Raw genomic sequence first — 25,169 nt, forward strand, 5'->3', positions numbered from 1 at the left:
AGCCAGCGTAGGGGCCCGCACCGACAGCGCGAACCGCCCCGCGGGCCCGCCCGCTCAGCCGCCGGCCACCGTGACGTCGAAGCCGCCGCCCGCCACCCGGGCGTGCAGCGCCTCGCCCGCCGCGGCCTGCGCCGGATCGGTCACCACCGTGCCGTCGCCCCGCTGCAGCACCGCGTAGCCGCGCTCCAGGGTGGCCGCCGGGGAGAGCGCCACCACCCGGGCCAGGGTGTGCCCGAGGTCGCTCTGCGCGTGGTCCAGCCGGTGGCGCAGCGTGCGCCGGGCCCGCTCCAGCAGGCCGTCCACCTCCTGGCCGCGCCCGTCCAGCATCCGCTGCGGCGCGGCCAGCACCGGGCGGCTGCGCACGCCGTCCAGCCCGTGCTGCTCGCGCTCCACCCGGGCCAGCACGTGCCGCCGGGCCCGGTCGCGCAGCTGGCGGACCTTGGCCAGCTCCTCGCCGACGTCCGGAACCACCCGTTTGGCGGCGTCGGTGGGCGTGGAGGCGCGCAGGTCGGCGACGAAGTCCAGCAGCGGCTGGTCCGGCTCGTGGCCGATCGCGCTGACCACCGGCGTCCGGGCGGCCGCGACCAGCCGCACCAGGCCCTCGTCCGAGAACGGCAGCAGGTCCTCGACGCTGCCGCCGCCGCGGGCCACGACGATCACGTCCACCTCGGGGTGCTCGTCCAGCTCCCGGACGGCCGCGCTCACCCGCTCGACCGCGCTGACGCCCTGCACCGGCACGTTGCGGATCTCGAAGCGGACCGCCGGCCAGCGCCGCCGGGCGTTCTCCAGGACGTCCCGCTCCGCCGCCGAGTCTCGGCCGGTGACCAGCCCGACGCACTGCGGCAGGAACGGCAGCGGCTTCTTGCGGTCCGCGGCGAACAGGCCCTCGCCGGCCAGCCGCCGCTTCAGCTGCTCCAGCCTGGCCAGCAGCTCGCCCAGCCCGACCAGCCGGATCTCGGCGGCCCGCAGCGACAGCTGGCCGCGCGCCGCGTACCACTCCGGCTTGGCGTGCACGATGACCCGCGAGCCCTCCTGCACCGCGTCCGCGACCTGGTCGAAGACGGAGCGGAAGCACGTCACGGTCAGCGAGACGTCGGCCTGCGGGTCGCGCAGCGTCAGGAACACCACGCCCGCCCCCGGCCGCCGGCTGAGCTGGGTGATCTGCCCCTCCACCCAGACCGCGCCGAGCCGGTCGACCCAGCCCCCGATCAGCGCGGAGACCTTGCCGACCGGGAGCGGCGCTTCGGGGGAACTGGGGTTGGCCATGCCCACGAGGCTATCGGCGTCCGCCGACAGCGGAAGCCCGCCGGCCGAGGAGGACCAGCAGTCCGACGGCCAGCCAGACCAGCCCCACCACCTGCGCGGTGCCCGAGGCCTCGGCCACCACCGCGCCGATCACCGCCACGCCCAGCACCGGCACCACCACGTCCGTCAGCGGGCTGCGGGAGCGGTGCTTCACCGCGTACCAGCCCACCACCGAGGCGTGCAGCAGGGTGAACGCGGTGAGCGCGCCGATGTTCACCACCGAGGTCAGCCGGTCCAGCCCGTCGTCCCGGTTCGCCGCCCAGACCGCCGCCGCCATGGTGATCGCCGCCGACACCAGCAGCGCCCGGCGCGGCACCGCCGAGCCCGGGTCGACCGCGCCCAGGAAGCGCGGCAGCCGTCCGTCCCGGCCCATCGCGAACAGCAGCCGCCCGGCCGCCGCCTGCCCGGCCAGCGCCGCGAAGGCCGCGCCGATCGCCTTGCTCGCCGCGACCAGCACGTGCAGCCAGTGCCCGACCGAGCCCTCCACCGTGTCGTAGAACGCCGAGCCCTGCGCCGCCGGGTCGGCCGCCAGTTGCTGCGGGGCGAGCGGCTCCAGCAGCGCCGCCAGATAGGTCTGCGCCACGAACAGCGCGCCGGACAGCACCAGGCACCACAGCACCGCCCTGGCCACCGCCGCCGAGGCGCCGACCGCCTCCTCCACGAAGGTCGCGATGGCGTCGAAGCCCAGGTAGGACAGCACGGCCACGGAGACCGCCGAGAGCACGGCGGCCGTCGAGAAACCGCCGACCGCCGTGAACGGGCTCGCCCAGTCGCGCTGCGCGCCGTCCCTGGCCAGCACCACCACGGCCGCGACCACGAACACCGCCAGCACCACCAGCTCCATCGCCAGCACCGCGAGGCCCACCGTCGCCGCCGTCCGCACCCCGGCCAGGTTGAGCCCGGTGGTCAGCAGCACGGCGAGCGCCGTCCACACCCAGCGCGAGACGTCCGGCACCAGCGAGTTGAGCGCGATGCCGGAGAACAGGTAGGCGACCGCCGGGATCAGCAGGTAGTCGAGCATCGCCATCCAGCCGGCCGTGAACCCGGCCGCGTCGCCCAGCCCGGCCCGCGCGTAGGCGTACACCGAACCGGTCTGCGGCACCGCCCGCACCATCCGGGCGTACGAGACGGCGGTGAACCCCATCGCCACGGTGGCCACCAGGTAGACCGCGGCGACCGCCCCGTGGCTCTTGGCGTCGAGCACCCCGAACACGCCCACCGGGGCCATCGGGGCGATGAACAGCAGTCCGTACACCACCAGATCGCGCACGCCCAGGCTGCGCCGCAGCCCGCCCCGTCCGTCCCGGCCGCCCGGCTCGCCCCGCTCGACTCGCTCGCTCATAGCTTCCACATTTGAGCACCCGTGACCGGTTCCGACGGGAACGCCGCTCGCGTCGGCGCGGCTGCGCTCCGCCCGTACGATGGAGCCATGTCCTCCAACACCGCGCAGCGCCGTGTCCTGCTCGCCGCCCCCCGGGGCTACTGCGCGGGCGTCGACCGCGCCGTGATCGCCGTGGAGAAGGCCCTGGAGCAGTACGGGGCCCCCATCTACGTCCGCAAGCAGATCGTCCACAACAAGTACGTGGTGCAGACCCTGGAGAAGAAGGGCGCGATCTTCGTCGACGAGACGGAGGAGGTGCCCGAGGGCTCGATCGTGGTCTTCTCGGCCCACGGTGTCGCGCCCTCGGTGCACGACGAGGCCCGGGCCGGCAGGCTCGCCACCGTCGACGCCACCTGCCCGCTGGTGACCAAGGTGCACAAGGAGGCCGTGCGCTTCGCCGACGAGGGCTACGACATCCTGCTGGTCGGCCACGAGGGCCACGAGGAGGTCATCGGCACGATGGGCGAGGCCCCGGACCGGATCCACCTGGTGGACGGTGCCGAGGACGTCGCCGGGGTGCAGGTGCGCGACGAGTCCAAGGTCGTCTGGCTGTCCCAGACCACGCTCTCGGTGGACGAGACGATGGCCACCGTCGGCGAGCTGAAGAAGCGCTTCCCGCTGCTGGTCAGCCCGCCCAGCGACGACATCTGCTACGCCACCCAGAACCGCCAGGTCGCCGTCAAGCAGCTGGCCCCGGAGGCCGACCTGCTGATCGTGGTCGGCTCGAAGAACTCCTCCAACTCGGTGCGGCTGGTCGAGGTCGGCCTGGAGTACGGCGCCAAGGCCGCCCACCTGGTGGACTTCGCCGAGGAGATCCGGGAGGAGTGGCTGGAGGGCGTCGGCACGGTCGGCCTGACCAGCGGCGCCTCGGTGCCGGAGGTCCTGGTCGAGGGCGTGCTGGAGTGGCTGGCCGCGCGCGGCTACGGCGAGGTCTCGATCGTGAAGACGGCCGAGGAGCACCTGATCTTCTCGCTGCCCAAGGAGCTCCGCCGCGACCTGCGCGCCGAGGCCGCCGGCAAGCTGTAGGACCTTCCCGCGTTCCGGCGGAGGACCCGGTGGCCCGTTCGGGTGCCGGGTCCTCCGCTGTGCGGGGGCAGGCGGGTTCTCGTAGGTTCTGTGCACAGGGCCCGTGGTCGTGCACAGGCCTGTGGAGAACTTTCGGCGGAGGGCGGTCGTCATGACGGCGGTATTCGGTGTGGACATCGGCGGGTCGGGCATCAAGGGAGCCCCCGTCGACCTCGCCCGGGGCGCGCTCGCGCAGGAGCGGCACAAGGTCCTCACCCCGCAGCCCTCCGACCCCCGGGCCGTGGTCGACGCCGTCTGCGAGGTGGTCCGCCACTTCGGCCACCGGGGCCCGGTCGGCCTGACCTTCCCCGGCGTGGTCGTCGACGGGCACACCAGGACCGCCGCCAACGTCGACAAGGGCTGGGTCGGTCTGGACGCCGCCGGCCTGTTCCGCGAGGCGCTCGACCTGCCGGCGGTGGTGCTCAACGACGCCGACGCGGCCGGCCTCGCCGAGACCGCGCACGGCGCCGGCCGCGGGCAGGCGGGGGTGGCCCTGGTCCTCACCTTCGGCACCGGCATCGGCAGCGCCCTGTTCGTGGACGGCGTGCTGGTGCCCAACACCGAGCTCGGCCACCTGGAGCTGCGCGGCAAGGACGCCGAACGGCGGGCCTCGTCGGCGGCCAAGGAGCGGCACGGGCTGAGCTGGGCGCAGTGGGCCGAACGGGTGGACGAGTACCTGGACCTGGTGGAGATGCTGTTCTCGCCGCAACTGGTGGTGATCGGCGGCGGGGTGAGCCGCAAGCACGAGAAGTTCCTGCCGCTGCTGCGCGAGCGCCGGGCGCGGCTCGTCCCGGCGGAGCTGCGCAACGACGCCGGCATCGTCGGCGCGGCCATGGCGGCGGCCCGCGCCACCGCCTGAACCCCCGGGGCCTCCCGCCGCTCCCTCGTGCCGGCTCCCCGGGCGCGTCCTCAGCGCGCGCGGTGGATCCGGCGCTGGGCCACGAACCGGGCCAGCACGATCACGGCGGCCAGTCCGGTGCCGGAGAACAGCCAGCCGGCCCGGCCGGCCAGGTTGGTCGCCAGCGCCACCACCTGCGCCGTCACCCCGGTGGAGGTGACCGGCCCGAACGCCAGCAGCGCCACGGCGAAGGCGATCGGCCCGCTGATCGGCGCGGCCAGCAGGTCGGCGTACCGGACCCGGACCGCCAGCTGGAAGCAGATCAGCAGGTAGCCGATGCCGAACAGCACCCCGAGCCCGCCGAAGGCCAGCCGGTCCAGGCCGGCCACCGCCACCGTCGCGGTCAGCGCGACCACCCCGGTGCCGACCGCGGTCAGCCGGGCCGGCCGGCCGCTGCGCCGCCGCCCGTAGAGCCGCCCGGTGATCCGGGGCCGCTCCGGGGGGCCGGACACGGCGCGTAGCCGGGACCCCGAGCCGCCGCCCCGTCCGGCGGCCTTGGCCGAGGCCTTGCCGGGGGCGTTGCCCGCGGCCTTCCCGGCGGTTCTCCCCCTGGCCCTGAGGGCGGGAACGGCCGATCCCCCCGCGCTCTCGCGGGCCCGGCCCGGCCCGGGGACGGCGGCCCCGGCCGCGCCGTTCGGCGGTCGGCGTCTGGGCCCTGGCGGCTGGGTACGGATGCTCTGCTCCACCCACCCAACGTACGGTCCGATCATCGCCACACTGTGTAATGGGCCGTCGGGGCTTGGTCCGTGTCCCCGGACGGCGTATTGGTGTGACCGCCGCTCAACTGCACCGCCGCCGCCGGGGCGGCCGACGGTGGACCTGCTGCCCGTAGACTGGGGGATCGGTCCGGCGTCCGGGCCGGCCCAACTCCTCCAAGCCCACGGGACTGCGCTTCATGTCGCTCACGATCGGAATCGTCGGCCTGCCGAACGTCGGCAAGTCGACCCTGTTCAACGCCCTGACCAAGAACGACGTGCTGGCGGCCAACTACCCGTTCGCCACCATCGAGCCCAACGTCGGCGTCGTCGGCGTCCCGGACGAGCGGCTGAACAAGCTCGCCGAGATCTTCGGCTCGCAGCGCATCCTCCCGGCCACCGTCGACTTCGTCGACATCGCGGGCATCGTCCGCGGCGCCAGCGAGGGCGAGGGCCTGGGCAACAAGTTCCTCGCCAACATCCGCGAGTCGGACGCCATCTGCCAGGTCGTGCGCGCCTTCACCGACCCCGACGTGGTCCACGTGGACGGCAAGGTGTCGCCCAAGGACGACATCGAGACCATCCACACCGAGCTGATCCTGGCCGACCTCCAGACCATCGAGAAGGTGCTGCCCCGGCTCCAGAAGGAGGCGCGCCTCAAGAAGGACACCGCCCCCGTCCTGGCCGCCGCCGAGGCCGCCCAGGCGATCCTGGAGACCGGCAAGACCCTCTTCGAGGCTGGCTTCGACACCGCCCCGATCCGCGAGCTGCACCTGCTGACCGCCAAGCCCTTCCTCTACGTCTTCAACGTCGACGAGGACGAGCTGTCCGACGAGGACTTCAAGCAGGCCCAGCGCGCGCTGGTCGCCCCCGCCGAGGCGATCTTCCTCAACGCCAAGATCGAGTCCGAGCTGATCGAGCTGGAGGACGCCGAGGCCCTGGAGCTCCTCCAGTCGATGGGCCAGGACGAGCCCGGCCTCGCCACCCTCGCCCGCGTCGGCTTCGACACCCTCGGCCTGCAGACCTACCTCACCGCCGGTCCCAAGGAAGCCCGCGCCTGGACCATCAAGAAGGGCGCCACCGCCCCCGAGGCCGCCGGTGTGATCCACACCGACTTCCAGAAGGGCTTCATCAAGGCCGAGGTCATCTCCTTCGCCGACCTCGTCGAGACCGGCTCCCTCCCCGAGGCCCGCGCCAAGGGCAAGGCCCGCATCGAGGGCAAGGAGTACATCATGCAGGACGGCGACGTCGTGGAGTTCCGCTTCAACGTCTAGTGCATAACGGCGGGGCTTCTATCACCCCAGGTCGATAGCTGCAAACAAGCAGGTCAGAGCCCATGCGGCCCGGTCACTCTTCGGAGTGTTCCGGGCCGTTTCTGTGTGTTCCTCGGCGTGGTGGTGACTTGGTGGTGACCTATCTGACGGCCTCTCAGCTGACCGTGGAGGTGATCTTCCCGTCCGCCTTGCTGTCGGGTGCCCACTGGCCGCAACCCCCAGGTTCGCACCCTGCCGGTAGCCTCGTGAGCATGAGCTTTGATGACCACAAGATCTACTTCGAGGCTGTCACCGAGTCCCAGGCGGATCGGAGTCGGTCGCCTGCGGGGTCTTACTGTGCAGGCACCTTGGAACAGGCCCGCGCCTTCGCGCAGCTTGCCCTCGGCTGGAAAGACGTCGATCAGGTGAGGATCGGGCCCTTCTCTGTCAGGGCTGAGGTTCCGATCATCGGCGAGCTTCACGAGCGCGATGGCGTAGTGACTCACTTCGACGGTGACTGGAAGCCGGGTCCGTGGCCTGCTGAGGTTCTGGCGAAGCTGGACAGCGCAGTACTGAGCTGACCATGATCCTTAGTCAATGACGTGCATAGTCGCGTTCTTGCATAGACGGCCTGCCCCTGGCACCTCTAGCTTGACTGTTAGTTCGTCAACCTGGCTTGTGACAAGGAGGCTTGACATGTCTGATCGCGCAGAGCTGACCCGCCTGACCAACACCGGCAACGGGAACGGCAACGGTACGTGCGGGGAGAAGGACTGCCCCAACGTCTACCGCACGGCGAAGGGATCGTTCCTGGTCCAGGGCGACCTGGCCAACGCCTTCACCCCGCCGTCGGGTGAGGGCCTGGTTGAGATCCCTGAGGAAACGCTGCGGGAGGCATTCCGTGCTCTTGGCTGGTGATGCCTGGAATCAGTGCTTCGATTCCATGCAGTCGGAGGCGTGGCGGCTCGAAACGCTGCCCACCTACACCATGCCGCAGGAAGCGGAGAAGCTGGCACGCTTTCTGGCTGGAGAAAGCTCGCCCGAGGACTACAGGTCCGGGTGGATGGACGAAGTAGAGCAGTGGACAGCCGAGGGAAAGCGCGTCGGTCGCGTTCACATTGTTACCCGTCCGCTCTCCGACTACCTTCGCTTCGAATTCGAGTACTACTATCGGCATCACGTGAGGGCTGGCGAGGATATTCGAATCCTTGACGTGACCGACAGGGAAAACCCACTTCCGTCAGTGCGGGACTTCTGGATGTTCGACCAGTCCAAGATTGTTCTCATGAACTACAGGGCGGACGGAACGCAGATCAGCCGCGAGCTCTTCGGCGGCGACCCAGCCCCGTTTGTCGAGTATCAGCGGGTGGCCGTTGCGGAATCAGTCCCGTTCTTGGAGTACGTCAGGTCGTGACGCTCAGCCCTGAGCAGCTGGGTCAGTCGAAACAGGAACTGGCTGCAACACTGAAAGAACTGCGGAAGCGAGCCGGGCTCTCAGGGGCCCGGCTCGCTGCGCGCTGCAACATGTCTCAGTCCAAGATTTCCAGGATTGAGAACGGGAAGAGCCCCGCGAGTCTCGTGGATGTGGAACAGATCCTCCGCACCCTGGAGGCCCCGGCGGAGGTACTGGCCAGAGTCACAGAGCTTGCCCGCCTGGCGAACACCGACTGGCAGAGCCTCCGAGCGCTCCGGCGGAAGGGGCTCCATCACAAGCAACAAGAGCTTGCCGGCCTGGAGTCATCATCTGCGGAGTTCAGGTTCTTCCTGCTGTCGATGATTACGGGGCTCCTCTCGACTCCCGAATACATCAAGGCCAGCCTTGCTCACCTTGACGGAGATCAGAGCAAGCTCATTGCGCGGAAGCTGAGTCGTCAAGAAGTCCTCTATGACACCAGCAAGAAGTTCACGTTTCTCTTGTCGGAAATGGCGGTGAGGTGGCCATTGATCCCTGCGCCGGCCATGGCGATGCAACTCGATCGACTCGTCTCCGTGTCACGGCTTCCCAATGTCCGATTCGGTGTGATCCCTCTGAGGGGGCTTATGCCGGTGGCGCCGATGGACACTTTCACGGTATATGACGCATCCTTGGTCACCATCGAAACAACCAGTGGTGTTCTGGCTCTCAGGGACTCAAAAGACGTGGCGATGCACCTGGAAGCCTTCGCGACTATGGAGAGATTCGCTCTCTTTGGCGGGGAGATGCGGAGCCTGCTCGAACAGTGGTCCGACGACTTCCGGGGCTCGGCTCAGTAATTTATGCAGCTACGTGAATAAATTTGGAATGGCGGGCTTGAATCCCGTAGCTTGACTCCTCGCCCACAACGCCAGGCGAAGGGGAGCAAAGCATGTCCATTCCGAGGTGTACGGAGCAGAGGGCGGCCCGCAATGCCGCCGCTTGAGCTGATGGTGGCGCCCGGGGAGCCGAAGCCGGGCCTGGTGATGCGCTATGAGGTGGTGGAGGCTGCGGGGTCTCACGTCCTGCGGGATGTGGTCTTGGGCGAGTTCTGCACGCTGCCGGACCCGTCCGGCCGATCGGTGCTGCTGGCCTTCCCCGACGCCTATCACGCCCGTCTGTGGCTGATGCAGGCCGATACCCGCAAGCAGTACGCGGTGAGTACCACCCGCGTCCGCGCCGAGCAGCGCAAGAAGCCGTTGCCGGAGCATGCCGACTGGTTGCTGTTCGACCTCTACATCGAGGCGCCGGCCGAGCCGCCCACCGGCCTGGAGATGTGCGATCAGGTGGCTGTCGAGCGGACCCGACAAGCGGTCATGCGCTCGGAGCGTCTGCGGCACCGGCACCAGCACTGACGCCATCCCAATTGGTCTGATGATCACGGGATTTGGTGTCGGTGGGGTGGTGTGCGGGAGTGTGGGCCGACCGTGCGAGCGGCGCGCGGGAGTGGCCACCGATGAAGGGGCGAAACCCATGAAGAAGATCGCTGCGAAGCTCTGGCGGATCATCCGGGGGCCGATGCAGTGGCGCGTTCTGTGGCTGTGGCACTCGAAGTTCATGGTCGGGGTCACGGGCATCGTCCGCGATGAGGAAGGCCGGGTGCTGCTGCTCAAGCACCGGATGTGGCCGGAGGGTCGGCAGTGGGGTCTGCCGACCGGCTACGCCAACAAGGGCGAGAGCTTCGAACAGACGATCATCCGTGAGGTCAAGGAAGAGACCGGGCTCACGGTGAAGGTGTGCGAGCTGGCGCACCTCAAGAGCGGATACAAGCTGCGCGTCGAAGTCGCCTACGAGGCGCTGTACGTCAGCGGACGGATCAAGGTCGCTTCGTTTGAGATCTTGGAGGCTCGATGGTTCTCGCCGGACAATCTCCCCGAGGGGATGCAGGACTCGCACCGGCAGCTGATCAGTCGTCAGCGCTTCTGACCCTTGGTCGCTCGCTCACACCCTCGTGCCTTGGGCCGAACGAGCATCTGGCGGGGGATCTGGCCGAGCGTGCCGAGCTGGCGCATCTGCTGGCAGGGCGGCGGGCGACGGCCGCCCTGGACCAGGCGCACCCCCACACGACCTTCAGCCTGCTGCACTGGGTGCTTGACACCTGGGCGGACGAGCCGGCGCGGGAGGTGTTTCGGCGCGGGGCGGCTCTACTGGCCGACCGTTACCGGGAGTTGGGGTTGCACCAGCTGTTGCCGATTGATCGGGTGTGGGTCGGAGTGCGCTCGACCCAGCCCGACGCGTTCGGCGGGTTCCACCACCCGAACCAGGGTTACCGGCACGTGCAACTGGCGTCGGTGATCACCCGATACGGGCGGCTGAGTGATCCCCGGCTGGCGTCGCCGGAACTGGTGGCGCTCGACCTCCTCCGAAGCTACGCGCATGATGCGCTGCATTGGGGGTCGTTCCGGGAATACCGGCTCCACGGCGGGCAGGTGGTTCGGAGCCGGTACGGGATCAACTGGCGTGATTCCCAAGGGCGTACGTACTCGGCGAGGGACAAGGACGACGCCGGTTCCACGACCAACCTGGGCATCATCATGGAGGGGGCGACCGACCGGGAGGCCCGGACGATCGCCGCCACGGTGGCCGATGGCCTCGGTCTGGCCGATCGGATCGCACCGCCCGATCGGCTTGCGTTCCGCGACACCACGGGGCGGCTGGAGCCGTCCGATTTCGATCACGCCGAGCCCGGTATTGCCACCCGCTTCCACCTGGCCATGGCCGGTTACGAACACGGTGTCGGGGCGCGGTATCAGCGCTTCCTCACCGAGATGGGCGGCGCGGACGCGGAGACCCTGCACGGGCTCATAGTCGCCGCCATGATCAGCGGCAACCTGTCCGGCCTGACCGGCTGGCTCGACCAGCACCACGGGCGCGGTGCGTTCCGCCGCATCTTCCGTTCCCCGGCCTACACCGGTCCCGACCCGGGCGAGTAGGCCGCCCTCGACCGCCTCGGCTGTCCGCCGTTCCCCCCGGAGCGGACGGCCGGGGCACCAGCACGCCCAGGCGGGCCTACAGGGCGCCTGGATGCCGCTCCGGCGGCCGGAGCCTGGCCCGCTTGCTGCGGGCGACGCTGGCGGCCCTTCCGCCCTCGCTGCCGGTCTTGCTGGCGTGGTGGTACTGACAGAGCGCTTGCAGGTTCGCGTACCCGTGGTCATCACCCCGGCGGATGTGGTCCACCTGATTCGCCGGGGCCTCGCACGGTCGGCCCGTGTCGGCCCGAATGGCACGACAGAGGTAGCGATCCCGGGCGAGGACGATAAGGCGCCGCTGCGGCCAATCGGCGGGCAGCCTGGCCCGACGCTGGCCATTGTCGAATCCGTTGCGAATCAATTCCAGTGCTTCCGCGGGGTCCGGCGGGTGGGATCGGCTATTCGTCGCCACCCATGCCCGGAGTCGATTGGGAATGACGCGACCAGAGGCGCACATGATTCGCACGGCGGATGGATTCGAGCGAATCCGAGTTGATGCCCATAGGCAGCCTGGCCGGCACAGCCAATACAGAGGCCAGAATCGGCATATCGGCGCTTTACTCGCTCCCATATTCGGGCCTGGTTGACGGTTTCCGGCATACCGGCCGCAGGGGTAGTCATAAATCCCTTCAAAGGTCAGATCTGAAGGTGACGGGAGAAGTCGTCAGGGTGATTCGACGGGGGTTCCTCGACCGTCACCACGCAACCGGCCCTGTGGGCCGTTGCACGGGGCATCCTGGGGAACGACTCCCTCGCGTGCGTACACGCGCCCGTTCACGCGCGCCCACGCATGGGCTGGCATCTACCCTGGCCAGCAGCCCGGCTGGCCGAAACCTGACATCCTGTACAGCGAGGCTTTCGCTCAGCCATAGCCGTCCCCGAGAAGGCCAGGAGGAGGTACTCCCCAGGGCGGGAGTCACCCGCGACGCAGGCCGGGAGCGGCCCGGCTGGACAGGCGAGCGACGATGACGAGTCGAACGCACTCGACAGGAACGAACGATCAACAACGAATCGAATTGGTGATGGTTGAACCAATGCACGTCATGCATTGAGTCGAATACAAGGAACGAGAACGATGAATCATTTAGGCGATTGATTCGAGGCGCGAAGCTCTCGACTATTCTCATTGAGAAAGATGAATGAGTTGTGTGGTAGTGCATCATCGCGATGAGTGCGGATGTCGAGTAGAACACCGATGGTTCGAAGCCTTGACTCGACTTCCCTCCGCCCCATGGGATCGGCATAGGCCCCCGAAGCTACCCCCTTCCGGACTTCCCCCCAACTCTGGCACCCCCACGAGCAATAGTGCTTCCACCCGCGCCCCCTCGCGTCCCGCCTCCTCCCGAACCGGCACCCCGAGCGCCTGCATTCCCCTGCCATTGAATGACCTCCCTGTGCAAAGACGAAAGGCCGGTCCCCCGATAAAGGAGGACCGGCCGGAGGAACCTGGAGTCGTCAGACAGCCTTGGCGCGGATACCAATCGCACGCCGGGCATCGAAGATGACTGCACCAGAGAAGGCATCGACAACCGAGCGCTCGGACAGCGTATTCATGTCGGTACCCTTCGTGTAGCGGAGGCTGTAACCCGACTTGGAAAGGCTCCCCGAGTAACCGGCGGACTGGAGCGCTTCAGGGGCGCCAGTCGCCAGGCAGACGGCTTCCTTGACAAAGGCGACAGTGCCGGTGACGAAGTTCGAGAGGTAGACCGTGAATCCGATCATCTCGCCCATCAGCATCTTCTCGCGCTCACTCCCGCCACGCTGGATGAGAGTTGCATTTCCGAAGTCGGCCGCCTTGACGAACGACGGGTCGTTCAGGATCACCTCACGAAAGTCCGGGTTTACGACCAGGACCCGACCGGACAGCGGAACGCTGTTGCTGTTCAGAATCTTGTCAGCCTTCACGAGCGCGGCGTGAAAGCTCTTCATGTCGCATTCGATCGCCGCCGGAATGAGCTGGCCCTGACCATCACGATCAGTCTTTCCATCCGACACAACGAAACGGTTCAGCTCAGTAGCAACGCGAAGCTCCACGTCCTCAGCGACGGCGTCGACCTGCGGCGCCAACACCTGCTGGGCGAAGCTCTCCAGGTTTACGGTGATATCCCAACTGTCAGCCTTCACGGAGCTGTACGAGTGCGTATCGAGAATCACCGGAATCTCAGTCTCGACAAGCGGCGAATCCTCGACCGTTCCACCCTGCGGGAGCCGCTTCGCCTTGAGCGCGGTCGGAACTCGCACGAGGACGGTCTTCCCCCGGGCCGGCTGGAAGTCCGCGATGCCCTGCCGCGTGACGAGATTGGGGAGAACGAGACGCTTGGTCAGTGCTTCGAGACCGCCGGTCAGAACGGCGGTCGAGATTGCAGAGCGGTTGGCGTTACCAGTGGAAAGCGGCATTCAGAATCCTTTAGCTGGAATGGTAGGAGTATCGGTTCCGGGCATCGGACATGACCGGACTCGTATGGCGATCCCGAGCGCCGTACATGAGCGCTCCAAGGCTCGGCGCGGCAGGACTGTCCGGGGCCTGTCCGGCGGAGCGCAGAGCCTCGACCGGCTGAGACTGGAGTGCGGCTGGCTTCACGGCCTGGGCCAGCGCGGCGGCCTGGGCCTGCATGGTGGCCTCGTCTCCGGCGAGGAAGGAGGCCAGGCCGGCCGGTAGGCCGTGCTCGGCGAGAAGGGCGTTCACGGCCTTCTCGCGGGCGGATTCCTCGGCCTGCTGGCGGAGCTGGTCACGCTCGGCCGTAATGGCTTCCAGCTGGCTCCGGAGATCGTCTTGAAGGGCGGTCTCAGTCGCCGGGTGGGTGATGCCCTCGGGGATCGCCTCGGCTGGCGTCGGAACGGTGATCTCGGTCAACGAAGACTCCCGTAGATCTGATCCACGAAGAGCCGGGTATCCGCATCATCGGAATCCCGAATCGTCGACTCAGCATCGGCGGTCCTCTTGCGGGACCACTCGGCGGCGAGAAGGTCAGGAACCATCCCAGCTTCCTCGGCCTGCCGCATCAGGCCGTCGAACGGAATCCGGAGAGCATGAGCCAGATACACGTAGTGGTCAAGCGTCGGGGTTCGGTCTCCAGACTCCCATGCATAGACAGTGGTTTCGGATACCCCGACTCGATCGGCCACCTGTCGGACGCTTAGGCCGATCTCGATTCGTCGCGCCTTAGCGCGTGTCGGATCGTACATATCCATTCCTCCTTCTAGTTGAGATGATTGGGAATTAAAGAAGCCCCGCCGGCAGAGGCGGGACCTTAGGGGTCCACTGTGGGTGGAACCTTCTCTCGCTTGTAGAGAGGCGCCCCGAACTTAGATTCGGGGCGCCGGCGAGGTGTGGCGTCGGCCACCGTGGAAGGGAATGAGGAAGCCCCGCCGGTAGAGGCGGGGCCTTAGGGTTCCACTTCAGGTGGAACCTTCTCTCACCTATAGAGAGGTGTTACTTGCCCGAATTTCGGGCAGCGGCGAGACGTGGTGTTGGTCACGCCGGAAGGGAATGAGGAAGCCTCGGCCATAGAGCCGGGGCAGATCTCAAGGGAAGCATCCGCAGTCGCAGAATGGATCACGGACGTGATCCTTCATGCCCTTCTCTTCCTTCTTCGAGCTTGGAGCTTTGTCCTCCAAGCTCTTCCCTTCGTCCTTTTCTCTTTCTACTTCCTTCTTAGTTCCCGCTGGGGCGGGAATCAAAGGGCTCTCAAGGTCACCGATGACGCTGTCTCGCAGCGTCTCGTACTTCTCGGAGTTCACCAGGCAGGCCGGGGCAGACAGGCGCACGACTTCGGCTCTCCCTCTGCCTCTTCCGGTGGGGTGTAGCAGTCCGAGTCGCTTCAAGGTCCGGCGGGTAGTGGTGCCGGGGTGGCTGTTGCCGGTGTAGCCGAGCACCTGGGCGAGCGCCTTGTCTCCGATGAAGACCTCACCTGTTCGGCCGTTCACATGCCGCAGCAGGGACAGAGCCCATAGAAGGTGCTCACGGTTGAAGTCCGGGGCCGTCTCGGCGATCCAGCCGCCGGGGCCGAACTCGTCGAGGAGGAGGCGACTCCAAGCCTCCTTGACGTCGTACGTCGCCTTGAGTGCGTACCGGGGTTTGCTTGCCACCGTCACCCCTCCTGCCGGTCGATCCAGCGCTCAAGGTCGGCTGGTCGGCACCGCAGTGACTGCCCGATCTTCTTGAACGGGATGCCCTCGGGGCGCCAGTTCTCGTACACCCAACTGCGAGGCTTGTTCAGGTAGTTGGCTACCTGCTGTACGTCCATGAGGTTGCTCATCGTGCTCCGGTGGAAGGTGGCCGGCCAGGGCTGGTCGGGGGTAGCGCTGCCGTGTCGTGACAGCGGCGGCCCTCACCCTACGGCGCGTTGAACCCAATGCGAACTGAGCTCAATATGAGGAACCTCACTCGTGTTGAACTGGAATCGAGACAGGTTCACTGCCTATGGTTCTCACATGACAGAAGCACTCACAGCAACCGGCGCAGGCCCCGAGCCGCTGCCGCCGGGGTGGTCACGGCGCGAGACCGGCGAACTGGTCTGGCGGCAAAAGCACGGCCCGTGGCGGGTCGAGATGATCTGTTCTCCGGGGGCTCCGTTCAGTGGCCCGTACGAGATGAAGGTGTGGCTCGCTGCGGGCGGTGGCGCGGCGCAGGAGGCCATGGGCGCGGCGGAGGAGACCGACGGCATCCCGTCCGCCCTCCTGAGCCGTCTGCCGCTCGCCGAGATTAAGCAGACAGCCCGGCGCCTGGTGGCCGAAGTATCCCCAGAGGCCCCCTGGCCCGTGCCGGAGCGATGCGCTACGGACGAGGATTTCGCGCTCCTCGCGGCTGAGTTGGCGAGGATCAAGGCCACCGGCGCCAGCGCCCCGCAACAGGTTCTCGCCGATCGGCTGGGTGTCGGCAAGGCAACCATGTCCGAGCGCGTGAAGCGTGCCCGGAGTCGCGGTCTTCTGGCGGCCGACGGGCTCGAACTCACCGACAAGGCAAGAGAGTTCTTGGCGGCTTTCGGCGATCCTCCGGCGGCCGGCTGACCGGCAGGGTCACCGAAGATCTGATTCACGAGTAAGGCGAGTACATCAGTGGCAAGTGTCCTGAAGAAGTGCGAGTGCAACACCCCGAAGTGCGGTCACCCGTGGACCGTCCGCTACCGGGAGCCGGGAGGTAGGCAGGGTCGGAAGCGTGAGAAGTCGTTCCGGCTCAAGAAGGAAGCCGACGCCTTCGCGCTCAAGGTGGAGAGCGACAAGAACGAGGGAGTGTTCCTCGACCCGGAGCGGGGCAAGGTCCCGGTGCACGTATGGTCGGCGGACTGGCTGTCGCGGCACGTGGTGAACGAGTCCACCCGGAGGAACTACCAGGGGTTCATCGACAACCACCTGATACCGGCGCTCGGCCGGAAGACCATCCTCGGTCTCACGTTGGCGGACGTGAAGGCGTTGCAGGCGACGATGGCCAAGAAGCTCGCGGCGTCCACGGTGAACGATCGGCTCGGCGTGCTGTCCGCGATGATGGGCGCGGCCGTGGATGAGAAGCGCATCCCCGAGAACCCGTGCAAGGGCTTGAAGCCGCTCAAGGCCGGTACGGACGCCGTGGACCCGGACGAGATTCCGACGCTGGCTGAGGTCAACGCCATCGCTGCGGCCATATCGCCGCAGTACCAGCTGGCGGTGTGGCTGATGGCCGGGGCCGGGCTGCGGATCAGCGAGGCTCTGGGCTTCTCGGCCGAGTGCAAGCGTGACGGCTTCGTACGTCTGCGTCGGCAGATCAGCAGCAAGGCCAACACCAAGGGCTGCCGTACCAGGCTGGTGCCGCTCAAGCACCGGACGGCGGACGAGTACCGGGATGTTCCTGTGGCTCCGTTCCTGGCTGACGAGATCGACGCTCACGTTGAGCACTGGGGAACGGTGACCGTGGAAGGCGTCGAAGTGCTGTTCTCGCCGCGCGAGCGCGGCAAGGGGTACATCCCGACCGCTTCGACCTTCGGCTACCACTGGAACAAGGCACTCAAGGCCGCCGGGCTCGAAGGCAGCGGCTACACGCCTCACTCGCTCCGCCACTTCTTCGCCAGTACGGCCCTTGCCGGTGGCGTGCCCATCCTCGAAGTGAGCCGGTGGCTCGGTCACCGGTCCATCAAGATCACGGCTGACATCTACGGCCATCTGACCGCCGAAGCGCCGGAGCGCTGCCGTCAGGTGATGCAGGCCGCCTTGCGCCCGAAGGTCACCCTTCGTGCGGTGGCCTGAGTGGTGACCACTTGGCGGCGTGGTGACTCCGTGGTGAGTGGTGACCTGCGGAGACACCGGAACCCTTGGGAGCACTGGGCGGGAGGTCCAACGTGCGATGTTCCGCTTCAACGTGTGATCGTTTCATTGCTTTGAGGTAGATCGATCTGTCGAATGCGCAGGTCGGACGGGGCTCGCCTCCCATGAGGCGGGCCCCGATCCCTTTTCCGTGCTGACTTGGCGCTGACTTCTCCGGCTCGTCGCATCCACTTGAGTGGTACGTTATGTGGTACCAGTCATGGAGGGAGTTCAGTCGATGTCGATCACTGCCAGCGAGGCGCGCAAGGCTCTCTTCCCGTTGATCAAGAAGGTCAACGACGATCACGAGGCTATTGAGATCGTCTCCAAGCACGGGAACGCCGTACTCGTCTCGGCCGAGGACTACGCCGCCCTGCGTGAAGGCTCCTACCTGTTGCGCTCGCCGGTGAACGCCCGCCGCTTGCTCAAGGCGTACGAGAACGCCCTTGGTGGCATGGGGCTTTCCGAGCGGGAGCTCATCGACCCTGACGCGGCGGATGGCGAGAAGGGTGCCGCGTGAGGCTCGTCTTCGAGGAGACCGGCTGGGAGGACTACACCTCCTGGCCCAAGAGCGACCGCAAGATGCTCGCCCGGATCAACCGGCTCATCGAGGACGTGTTGCGCGACCCGTTCACCGGCATCGGCAAGCCCGAGCCGCTGAAGTACCACTTGCCCGGGGCCTGGTCCCGGCGGATCGACGACGAGCACCGCCTCGTCTACTTGGTGACGGACCGGGAGATCATCGTTCTGGCCGCCCGCTACCACTACTGATGGCTGACTGCGAGTTCGACCCGGCCACCGCCGCGTGCCGAGCGGGCCGGACTCCCCGGAGTCCGGCCCGCTTGCGCTGTCGCCCGCCGCGCCCCGTCGCCCGGCTCGCCCGCCGGCGGCGGGGCGCTGTCGTCGGGGCCGGCGTCGGGGGTCAGATGAGGGTGACGGTGAAGGTGGGGGCGGGGCCCGGGGTGATGGTGAGGGATTCGAGGGTGGTGGCGTGGGCGGTGGGGTGGTGGGCGGCGGCGCGGGGGCCGATGCCGATGACCGGGACGCCGGCGGCGTGGGCGGCGGCGATGCCGGCCTCGGAGTCCTCGAAGGCGAGGCAGTCGGCGGGGGCGAAGCCGAGGGCGGCGGCGCCCTTGAGGAAGCCCTCGGGGTCGGGCTTGCCGGCGCCCACGGATTCGGCGGTGATCAGGACCGGCGGCAGGGGGAGGCCGGCGGCGGCCATCCGGACCCGGGCGAGCGGTGCGTCGGCGGAGGTGACCAGGGCGTGCGGGAGGCCGGCCAGGGCGGTGAGGAAGGCGGGGGCGCCGGGGACCGGGACGACGCCGTCGGTGTCGGCCTTCTCGGCGGCGAGCATCCGCCGGTTCTCGGCGAGGTTGACCTCCATCGGGCGGTCGGGGAGCAGGACGGCCATGGTGGTGTGGCCCTGGCGGCCGTGGGCGACGCGCAGCACCTCGGCCGGGTCGAGGCCGTACTCCTCGGCCCAGCGGTGCCAGCAGCGTTCGACCACGGCGTCGGAGTTGACCAGGGTGCCGTCCATGTCGAGCAGCAGGGCGCGGGGGGTGAAGATCGTCGAGGGCATCGGGCGGCTCCAGGGGGCGCGGGGCGAGCGGGCGTGACGCAGGTGAGTGAAGTGTATTGTTCATTAAGGATACAAAAGATCGCCCCGCGCTTCGAGCGGTCTCACCCCAACAGGTGCGCGTTGACCGCGCGGGCCTCCTCGGCCAGCTCGGGCAGTTCCACCAGTTCGATGCCGGCCGCGATCAGCCGCGCGGCGCCGCTGGTCTCGGCGACGAAGGTGGACGGCTCGCGCCAGGCCACCACCACCCGGGGGACGCCGGCCGCGATCAGCAGTTCGGCGCACGGCACCGGACGGGAGGCGCGCTGCCCGCAGGGCTCCAGCGAGCTGTAGACCGTCGCGCCGCGCAGCCGCGGGTCGCCGGCCGGGAGCTTGCCGAGCGCCGCCTCCTCGGCGTGGTCGTGGCCGTCCGTCTCGCGGCTGTACCCCTCGGCCAGCACCGTGCCGTCGGCGGCGACGACCACGGCGCCGACCGAGAAGGCGGTCTCCGAGGGCGGGCAGCGGCGGGAGAGCTCGACGGCCCGGCGGAGGAGGGCCAGGTCGGCGGGGCGCGGGTCGGTCACGGGGCGGGCTCCTTCGGGGCGTACCTGAGCAGGACGACATCGCCCACCGTACGGGCCTCCAGCAGCCGCATCCGCCGGGCCGGGCCGCCGGGGAAGTCCGCCGGGCCGACGAACCGCGGCGCCCGCGCCTGGCCGACCAGCAGCGGGGCCACCACCAGCTGGAGCTCGTCCGCCAGCCCCTGGGCCAGGAACTGGGTGTGCACCCCGCTGCCGCCCTCGACCATCAGCCGTCGCACCCCGCGCGCGCCGAGGTCGTCCAGCACCGCGCCCAGCTCCACCGCCGGGCCCAGCGCCACCACCTCGGCCAGCCCGTCCAGTTCCGGGCGCAGCACGGCGGCCCCGCCGTCCGTGGTGTAGGCGAGCCGCTCGCCGCCGGTGTGCCAGAACCGCAGCGAGCGCTCCAGCCGGCCGCTCGCGCTGAGCGTCACCTTGAGCGGGTGCTCCGGCCGGCCCGCCGCGCGCCGGGCGGCCCGCCGGCCCGGGTCGTTGACCAGCAGCCGGGGGTTGTCCGCGCGCAGGGTGTTGCCGCCGACCAGGATCGCGTCGCTCGCCGCCCGCTCGGCGTCCACCCGGTCGAAGTCGGCCGGGCCGGAGAGCAGCAGCCGCTCGGGGGAGGCGTCGTCGAGGTGCCCGTCGAGCGACATGGCGGCGCTCAGCAGGACGAAGGGGCGCGGCGCGGGCATGGCGGGGACCGTTCTGTGAGGCGGCTGCCCGTCCACGGTACGGCGCCGGCGAAAGCGCGGGCCGCACGAGGGCTGCTGTTCGCCGGGCGGCCCGCTGCCGTCGGGGCGGCGTTCGCCGACGGGCCCCACCCTGGTCCGGACCTCGCACCGCCCACCACGTCGAAGGGCTGTCACCGTGTCCCGTCCCTCCCGCCGCCTGCTGCCGCCGGCCGTCGTCGCCGTCGCCCTGCCGCTGCTGGCGCTGCCGGTCGGTCCCGCCGCCGCCGTGACCTACGGCACCCCGACGATCACGTTCTCCGCCGCCTACCTGTCCGGCGCCGTCGGGGCCACCGGCGACCCGACGGTCACCGTCACGGTGGCCCAGAGCGGCGCGGCGGCCTCCGACCTCGCCGTGGCCGCCACCGCCAGCACCCGCACCGCCGTGGCCCGGACCACCGACGTCACCGTCGCCGGCACCGGCTCCGCGCGCACGCTGGCGGTCGCCGCGCAGGGCGTCGGCTACACCGACCTCACCGTCAAGGTCACCGGGCTCGGCGGCAGGACGGCGTCGAAGACGCTGCACTACGCGGCCTCGCCGGCGGTGCAGTTCTCGGCGGACAGCCGCTACCTGACCGGCTCCAGCGACGCCTCCGCGGCGGTGGACGCGGGCAACGGGTACATCGTGGTGGCCGACGACGAGTCCAACGTGCTGCGGCTGTACGACCGCAACGCCTCCGGCGCGCCCGTCCGCACCTGGGACTTCTCCGCCGCGCTCGGCGTCTCCAAGGAGATCGACATCGAGGCCGCCACCCGGGTCGGCGATACGATCTACTGGACCGGCTCGCTGGGCAACAACAAGGACGGCGTGGTCAAGCCGGACCGGCAGACCGTGTTCGCCACCACCGTCACCGGCTCGGGCGTCACCACCCAGCTGTCGCCGGCCGGTTCGTACCGGGGGCTGCGCGACGACCTGATCGCCTGGGACCGCGCGCACGGCAACCGCTACGGCTTCGCGGCCGGCGCGGCGGACGGGCAGGCGCCCAAGCAGATCAACGGCTTCAACGTGGAGGGCCTGGAGTTCGCGCCGGGCAGCACCACCACCGCGTACGTGGGCTTCCGCGCGCCGCTCACCCCGGCGGTTACCGGTGGCCGGGCGCTGATCGTGCCGGTCACCGACTTCCCGTCGCTGCTCGGCGGTTCGCACGCCACCTTCGGCGAGCCGATCGAGCTGGACCTGGGCGGGCTCTCCGTGCGCGACCTGCGGCGCAACGCGCTCGGCCAGTACCTGATCGTGGCCGGCTCCTGGGCGGCGGACGACAACTCCGACCCGTACGCGCTCTACCGCTGGGACGGCCGGCCCGGTTCGCAGCCGGTGAAGGTGCTCGACCTGCCGACCTCCGACGCGGGCGGCTGGGAGGCCGTGGCGGACATCCCGGACCTCGGCGCCCCCGGTGCCCGGGTGCAGCTGATCACCGACGACGGTTCGGCCGTGCTGTACAACGACGGCATCGCGGCGAAGGACCTCGCCCAGCCGGAGTTCAAGAAGTCGCGGACCACCTGGTTCACCCTCAACTAGGCGCTGCCGCCGAGCTTTCGGCCCCCGTCCGGACCTCTGTCGCCCGGGCGGGGGCCGCTGTTGTCCCCGTCGGCATGGTGGTCGAAATGTGAGACGAATCTTCTTGAAATGCGGGACGAGGGGTAGCGTCGGAGGCGTCGAGGAACCGGTCGATCCCGAGGGGGCGTCACCATGACCGCACCGAAACCCGCCGTCTACACCCACGGCCACCAGGAGTCCGTGCTGCGCTCGCACCGCTCACGGACCGTCGAGAACTCCGCCGCGTACCTGCGCGACCGGCTGCGGCCCGGGCAGGCCGTGCTGGACATCGGCTGCGGGCCGGGCACGATCACCGCGGACCTGGCCGAACTGGTCGGACCCACGGGCCGGGTGGTGGCCGCCGACACCTCGGTGGAGGTGCTGGAGGAGGCCGCCGCGTACGTCGCCGGGCGGGGCCTGTCCAATGTCGCGTTCGAGGTCGCCGATGTGCACCGACTGCCCTACGCGGAGGGGGAGTTCGACGTGGTGCACGCCCACCAGGTGCTGCAGCACGTGGCCGACCCGGTCGGCGCGCTGCGCGAACTGCGCCGGGTCACCGCCGAGGGCGGCGTGGTGGCCGTCCGGGACGTCGACTTCGCGACCACGGCCTGGTACCCCGAGGTGCCCGAACTGGACCGCTGGCTGGAGCTGTACCGGCGGATCGCCCGCCGCAACGGCGGCGAGCCGGACGCCGGGCGGCGGCTGCTGTCCTGGGCCAGGGCGGCCGGCTTCACCGACGTCACCGCCACGTCGAGCACCTGGACGTACGCGACGCCCGATCAGCGCGCGTGGTGGGGCGGGCTGTGGGCGGACCGGATCACGGGCTCCGCCATCGCGCGGACGGCGGTGGCGCGGGGGGATGCCGACGAGGCCGAACTGGCCCGGATCGCGGCCGGCTGGCGGGAGTGGGCGGCGGCCGGGGACGGGTGGTTCGCGATGCCGCACGGGGAGGTGCTGGCGCGGCGCTGAACACGGGCGTGACCGTGCGGTGAGGGGATGGTTCGTGCGGCGGGGAAAAGGTGCGCGGATGTTTCACAAGATCCGGTAGAGTCGCGCGCCTGTTCCCATTCCCGACGGCCCGCCGCGATCCGCCCGCGGGCTCCGCGGGTCGTCCTGCCGAGCTGTCGCCCGCCTCCCGCGGGCCGGGGGAGATCGTACGTGTCCAAGCCCGAGTCCGACGCCCCCGCCCCCGAGCCGGTCGAGCGGGTCGAGTTGAGCAAGCCGGCGGCCGAACCCGAGGCCGTCGCGGAGCCCGTCGCGGAGGCTGCCCCCGCGGAGCCCGCCGCGCCGCCCGCTCCCGCGTCCGAGCCCGCCCCCGAGACCACCCCTGAGGCCGTGTCGCCCGAGCCCGCCGACGCCGCCCCCGTCGCTCCCGCCGCTCCCGCGCCCGACCCCTGGGCGACACCCGCCCCCGGCTCCGCCCAGGCCGCCGCGGCGGCCCCGCCCGCGGCCGACCCGTGGGCCGCCCCGTCCGAGCTGCTGGCGCCCGTCGACCCCGACCGGCCGCGCGCCACCGGCTGGGCGGCCGTCGCCCCCGCCGCCCACTCCGGCTTCCAGCCCGGTTTCCCCTATCTCCCCGCCCCGACGGTCACCAACGGCTTCGCGGTCGCCGCGCTGGTCACCGGTCTGTTCTGCATGTGGCCGCTGGCGGTCGCCTTCGCGATCGTCGCGCTGGTCCAGATCCCCAAGCGGAACGAGAAGGGCCGCGGCATGGCGGTCGCCGGTCTGATCACCGGCATCCTCGGGGTCGTCGTCACCCTGTTCGCGTTCATCGGCCTCCTCGCGGCCGGCCTGGACGAGGGGGAGCGGTACGCGGACTCCCCGCGCGGCCCCAAGGGGTCGGTGGCCGTCGAGGACCTGGTGACCGGCGACTGCTTCAACCGGCCGCCGTTCAGCTCCGGGCAGGACGCCGACGCCAAGGGCGTCTACTGGGTGGTCGTGGTGCCCTGCTCGGCGCCGCACCACGGCGAGGTCGCCGGCTTCACCAACGTCGCCGGCGCGCCCGGCCGTTACCCCGGGCGGGACGAGGTCAGCAAGGAGGCCTCGCGGCTCTGCATCCCGGTGCACGACGACTACGCCCTCGACCCCTGGATCGTGCCCGACGGCGTGGTGGAGACCTACTACTTCCCGAGCCAGGCCGCCTGGGTGTCCGACGACCGCCGGGTGACCTGCACCTTCGAGGACGAGACGAGGGTGCACACGGGCAGCGTCCGCACCGACCGGAGCAAGCTCACCAAGGCCCAGCGCACCTACCTGGACGCGGCGCAGGCCTACAACGGCGCGCTCGCCGGCATGCCGGAGGGCGACGTCGACGAGGAGCCCGAGAAGTACCGCACCTGGGCGAAGACGATGGCCACCGCCTGCCGCAAGGAGGTCACGGACCTGTCGGCCGGCGGGACCGACTGGCCGGGCGGGGCCAAGGCCAAGCTGATCGAGCTGGGCGCGGTCCAGCTGGACGCCGCCAACGCCTGGGACGCCGCCGCCAAGTCCACGGACGAGCAGACGCTCGACCACGAGGTGCAGAAGGCGCAGGCGCAGACCGCCAAGAGCCACCGGCTCGTGGTGGAGATCCGCGGCGAGCTGGGGCTGTCGACCGGCGAGCAGGCCTCCGACATCCGGGTCTGAGGCCCTAGCCTGAGCGGCATGGACACCTACCGGGTGATGCGGCAGGACGACAACGGCAACCGCTTCCGGGTCGTCGGCGGGATCGACCAGGAGGCGGCCGAGCGGCTCGCGGCCGAGTTCGAGGCGCGCGGCCACAAGCAGCTGTACTGGGTGGAGGCCGAGTCCGCCGGCGCCTCCGAGGCGCGCGGCCCGCGCGACTGACCGACAGCCCCTAAGGTCGACGTCCATGGACAGGACCATCGACCCGTCGGCGTCCGCCGGCGGCGCAGCGGAGAACCGGATCGTCGTCGGCGGTGCGCTGATCCACCGGGGGCGGGTGCTCGCCGCCCGGCGGAGCGCGCCCGCCGAGGTGGCGGGGCGCTGGGAGTTCCCGGGCGGCAAGGCCGAGCCGGGCGAGACCGAGACCGAGGCGCTGGAGCGCGAGCTGATGGAGGAGCTGGGCGTCCGCGCCCGGGCGCTCACCCGGCTGCCCGGCGCGTGGCTGGTGCGCCCGGGCCTGGAGCTGCGGCTCTGGGCGGCCGAACTGCTCTCCGGCGAGCCGCACCCGCTGCAGGACCACGACGAGCTGCGCTGGCTCGGCCCCGCCGAGCTGGCCGACGTCGAGTGGCTGGAGCACGACCGCGAGGTCCTCCCCGAGGTCGCCCGCCTGCTGGCCGCCCCCTGACCCGCCGGCACTCCTCCGGGCCGGGCGTCCGGGCCGGTGCGGCCCGGATGGTACCGGTCCGCACCGCCGAACCGCCGCCCCGCGCCCGCGAACGACGCGTGGGGGCGACGGATCGGGCAAATCGGAAAAGCCGACGCGACCGGCGGGATAGCCTTGGTCCTGCTGGGTATGTCACTTTTCGGCACTATTC

At 69.8% G+C, this 25,169-nt stretch carries 28 protein-coding genes and 1 pseudogene; 19 read left to right on the forward strand and 10 right to left on the reverse strand.

All coding sequences use genetic code 11. The features are described 5' to 3' along the window. Window positions 1-54: 54 nt before the first annotated feature. Together xseA and ACFVVU_RS12470 are read right to left on the reverse strand one after the other, a co-directional pair. Window positions 55-1,266, reverse strand: coding sequence for an exodeoxyribonuclease VII large subunit (xseA, locus tag ACFVVU_RS12465; RefSeq protein ID WP_380683839.1), 1,212 nt, complete (start codon window positions 1,264-1,266; stop codon window positions 55-57). Between the two features lie 10 nt (window positions 1,267-1,276). After that, window positions 1,277-2,647: an APC family permease gene (locus ACFVVU_RS12470; RefSeq protein WP_387789628.1), complete on the reverse strand. Its 1,371-nt coding sequence runs from the start codon at window positions 2,645-2,647 to the stop codon at window positions 1,277-1,279. 87 nt (window positions 2,648-2,734) lie between these two features. Between ACFVVU_RS12470 and ACFVVU_RS12475 the strand changes: the two genes are divergently transcribed. Next, complete coding sequence (locus ACFVVU_RS12475; RefSeq protein ID WP_380683837.1) at window positions 2,735-3,712, forward strand: 4-hydroxy-3-methylbut-2-enyl diphosphate reductase; 978 nt, start codon at window positions 2,735-2,737, stop codon at window positions 3,710-3,712. Between the two features lie 151 nt (window positions 3,713-3,863). Further along, complete coding sequence (gene ppgK, locus ACFVVU_RS12480; protein ID WP_380683836.1) at window positions 3,864-4,610, forward strand: polyphosphate--glucose phosphotransferase; 747 nt, start codon at window positions 3,864-3,866, stop codon at window positions 4,608-4,610. A 50-nt stretch (window positions 4,611-4,660) separates the two neighbouring features. Here the strand turns inward: ppgK and ACFVVU_RS12485 are convergent, their stop codons facing one another. Next, on the reverse strand, window positions 4,661-5,101 hold the full coding sequence (locus ACFVVU_RS12485) for a DUF6542 domain-containing protein (RefSeq protein WP_380683835.1): 441 nt from the start codon (window positions 5,099-5,101) through the stop codon (window positions 4,661-4,663). Between the two features lie 443 nt (window positions 5,102-5,544). On the opposite strand from ACFVVU_RS12485, the gene ychF reads away from it, so the two are divergent. The 8 genes from ychF to ACFVVU_RS12525 all read left to right on the forward strand — a co-directional run bounded on the left by ychF (window position 5,545) and on the right by ACFVVU_RS12525 (window position 10,983). Then, window positions 5,545-6,618, forward strand: a complete 1,074-nt coding sequence (gene ychF / locus ACFVVU_RS12490) for a redox-regulated ATPase YchF (protein WP_380683834.1) — start codon at window positions 5,545-5,547, stop codon at window positions 6,616-6,618. Window positions 6,619-6,752: 134 nt separating this feature from the next. Beyond that, a complete protein-coding gene (locus ACFVVU_RS12495; RefSeq protein ID WP_387789631.1) occupies window positions 6,753-7,178 on the forward strand; it encodes a hypothetical protein in 426 nt (141 codons plus the stop codon). Window positions 7,179-7,293: 115 nt separating this feature from the next. Continuing rightward, complete coding sequence (locus ACFVVU_RS12500) at window positions 7,294-7,515, forward strand: hypothetical protein (RefSeq protein ID WP_387789633.1); 222 nt, start codon at window positions 7,294-7,296, stop codon at window positions 7,513-7,515. Further along, complete coding sequence (locus ACFVVU_RS12505) at window positions 7,499-8,011, forward strand: DUF6879 family protein (RefSeq protein WP_387789635.1); 513 nt, start codon at window positions 7,499-7,501, stop codon at window positions 8,009-8,011. The genes ACFVVU_RS12500 and ACFVVU_RS12505 overlap by 17 nt, the downstream gene beginning before the upstream one ends. Then, entirely contained in the window at window positions 8,008-8,850 is an 843-nt protein-coding gene (locus ACFVVU_RS12510) for a helix-turn-helix domain-containing protein (protein WP_387789637.1), read from the forward strand. Before ACFVVU_RS12505 ends, ACFVVU_RS12510 begins: the two co-directional genes overlap by 4 nt. A 132-nt stretch (window positions 8,851-8,982) precedes the next feature. After that, window positions 8,983-9,405 (forward strand): hypothetical protein, encoded by a 423-nt coding sequence (locus tag ACFVVU_RS12515; protein ID WP_387789639.1) that lies wholly within the window; start codon window positions 8,983-8,985, stop codon window positions 9,403-9,405. 118 nt (window positions 9,406-9,523) lie between these two features. After that, entirely contained in the window at window positions 9,524-9,976 is a 453-nt protein-coding gene (locus tag ACFVVU_RS12520) for an NUDIX domain-containing protein (RefSeq protein ID WP_387789641.1), read from the forward strand. 161 nt (window positions 9,977-10,137) lie between these two features. Further along, window positions 10,138-10,983: a hypothetical protein gene (locus ACFVVU_RS12525; protein WP_387789642.1), complete on the forward strand. Its 846-nt coding sequence runs from the start codon at window positions 10,138-10,140 to the stop codon at window positions 10,981-10,983. 1,491 nt (window positions 10,984-12,474) lie between these two features. Here ACFVVU_RS12525 and ACFVVU_RS12530 read toward each other — a convergent pair. From ACFVVU_RS12530 to ACFVVU_RS12550, 5 genes are all read right to left on the reverse strand, one after another. Further along, window positions 12,475-13,416 (reverse strand): P22 phage major capsid protein family protein, encoded by a 942-nt coding sequence (locus ACFVVU_RS12530; RefSeq protein ID WP_387789644.1) that lies wholly within the window; start codon window positions 13,414-13,416, stop codon window positions 12,475-12,477. A 10-nt stretch (window positions 13,417-13,426) separates the two neighbouring features. Further along, window positions 13,427-13,873: a hypothetical protein gene (locus ACFVVU_RS12535; protein ID WP_387789646.1), complete on the reverse strand. Its 447-nt coding sequence runs from the start codon at window positions 13,871-13,873 to the stop codon at window positions 13,427-13,429. Further along, entirely contained in the window at window positions 13,870-14,205 is a 336-nt protein-coding gene (locus tag ACFVVU_RS12540) for a helix-turn-helix domain-containing protein (RefSeq protein WP_387789647.1), read from the reverse strand. Before ACFVVU_RS12540 ends, ACFVVU_RS12535 begins: the two co-directional genes overlap by 4 nt. Before the next feature lie 339 nt (window positions 14,206-14,544). Continuing rightward, the gene (locus ACFVVU_RS12545) at window positions 14,545-15,108 is read right to left on the reverse strand and encodes a hypothetical protein (RefSeq protein ID WP_387789649.1); all 564 of its coding nucleotides are present in this window, start codon (window positions 15,106-15,108) and stop codon (window positions 14,545-14,547) included. Between the two features lie 2 nt (window positions 15,109-15,110). Then, entirely contained in the window at window positions 15,111-15,266 is a 156-nt protein-coding gene (locus tag ACFVVU_RS12550) for a helix-turn-helix domain-containing protein (protein WP_184935819.1), read from the reverse strand. Between the two features lie 187 nt (window positions 15,267-15,453). Here ACFVVU_RS12550 and ACFVVU_RS12555 point away from each other — a divergent pair, with 187 nt between their 5' ends. From ACFVVU_RS12555 to ACFVVU_RS12570, 4 genes are all read left to right on the forward strand, one after another. Beyond that, complete coding sequence (locus ACFVVU_RS12555; RefSeq protein WP_387789651.1) at window positions 15,454-16,029, forward strand: hypothetical protein; 576 nt, start codon at window positions 15,454-15,456, stop codon at window positions 16,027-16,029. Window positions 16,030-16,077: 48 nt separating this feature from the next. Further along, window positions 16,078-17,238: a tyrosine-type recombinase/integrase gene (locus ACFVVU_RS12560; protein WP_387789653.1), complete on the forward strand. Its 1,161-nt coding sequence runs from the start codon at window positions 16,078-16,080 to the stop codon at window positions 17,236-17,238. Window positions 17,239-17,533: 295 nt separating this feature from the next. After that, complete coding sequence (locus ACFVVU_RS12565; RefSeq protein WP_380669374.1) at window positions 17,534-17,815, forward strand: type II toxin-antitoxin system Phd/YefM family antitoxin; 282 nt, start codon at window positions 17,534-17,536, stop codon at window positions 17,813-17,815. Beyond that, complete coding sequence (locus tag ACFVVU_RS12570; RefSeq protein ID WP_387789655.1) at window positions 17,812-18,066, forward strand: Txe/YoeB family addiction module toxin; 255 nt, start codon at window positions 17,812-17,814, stop codon at window positions 18,064-18,066. Before ACFVVU_RS12565 ends, ACFVVU_RS12570 begins: the two co-directional genes overlap by 4 nt. Before the next feature lie 151 nt (window positions 18,067-18,217). On the opposite strand, the gene ACFVVU_RS12575 is transcribed toward ACFVVU_RS12570, so the two are convergent. Both ACFVVU_RS12575 and ACFVVU_RS12580 read right to left on the reverse strand, forming a co-directional pair. Next, window positions 18,218-18,874, reverse strand: a complete 657-nt coding sequence (locus tag ACFVVU_RS12575; RefSeq protein ID WP_387789657.1) for an HAD-IA family hydrolase — start codon at window positions 18,872-18,874, stop codon at window positions 18,218-18,220. A 101-nt stretch (window positions 18,875-18,975) separates the two neighbouring features. Further along, a pseudogene (locus ACFVVU_RS12580) lies at window positions 18,976-20,117 on the reverse strand (dihydrofolate reductase family protein). Between the two features lie 175 nt (window positions 20,118-20,292). On the opposite strand from ACFVVU_RS12580, the gene ACFVVU_RS12585 reads away from it, so the two are divergent. The 5 genes from ACFVVU_RS12585 to ACFVVU_RS12605 all read left to right on the forward strand — a co-directional run bounded on the left by ACFVVU_RS12585 (window position 20,293) and on the right by ACFVVU_RS12605 (window position 24,979). Next, a complete protein-coding gene (locus ACFVVU_RS12585; protein ID WP_387789659.1) occupies window positions 20,293-21,672 on the forward strand; it encodes a hypothetical protein in 1,380 nt (459 codons plus the stop codon). Window positions 21,673-21,843: 171 nt separating this feature from the next. Beyond that, window positions 21,844-22,659, forward strand: coding sequence for a methyltransferase domain-containing protein (locus ACFVVU_RS12590; RefSeq protein WP_387789661.1), 816 nt, complete (start codon window positions 21,844-21,846; stop codon window positions 22,657-22,659). Between the two features lie 189 nt (window positions 22,660-22,848). Further along, window positions 22,849-24,315 carry a DUF4190 domain-containing protein gene (locus tag ACFVVU_RS12595; RefSeq protein WP_387789663.1) on the forward strand — a complete coding sequence of 489 codons (1,467 nt, stop codon included), beginning with the start codon at window positions 22,849-22,851 and terminating at the stop codon, window positions 24,313-24,315. Window positions 24,316-24,333: 18 nt separating this feature from the next. Further along, window positions 24,334-24,516 (forward strand): SPOR domain-containing protein, encoded by a 183-nt coding sequence (locus ACFVVU_RS12600; protein ID WP_380683828.1) that lies wholly within the window; start codon window positions 24,334-24,336, stop codon window positions 24,514-24,516. 25 nt (window positions 24,517-24,541) lie between these two features. After that, window positions 24,542-24,979, forward strand: a complete 438-nt coding sequence (locus ACFVVU_RS12605) for a (deoxy)nucleoside triphosphate pyrophosphohydrolase (RefSeq protein WP_380683826.1) — start codon at window positions 24,542-24,544, stop codon at window positions 24,977-24,979. Window positions 24,980-25,169 lie beyond the last annotated feature (190 nt).

It is taken from the genome of Kitasatospora sp. NPDC057965 (assembly GCF_042887135.1).
In the GTDB taxonomy this organism is placed as follows: Bacteria; Actinomycetota; Actinomycetes; order Streptomycetales; family Streptomycetaceae; genus Kitasatospora.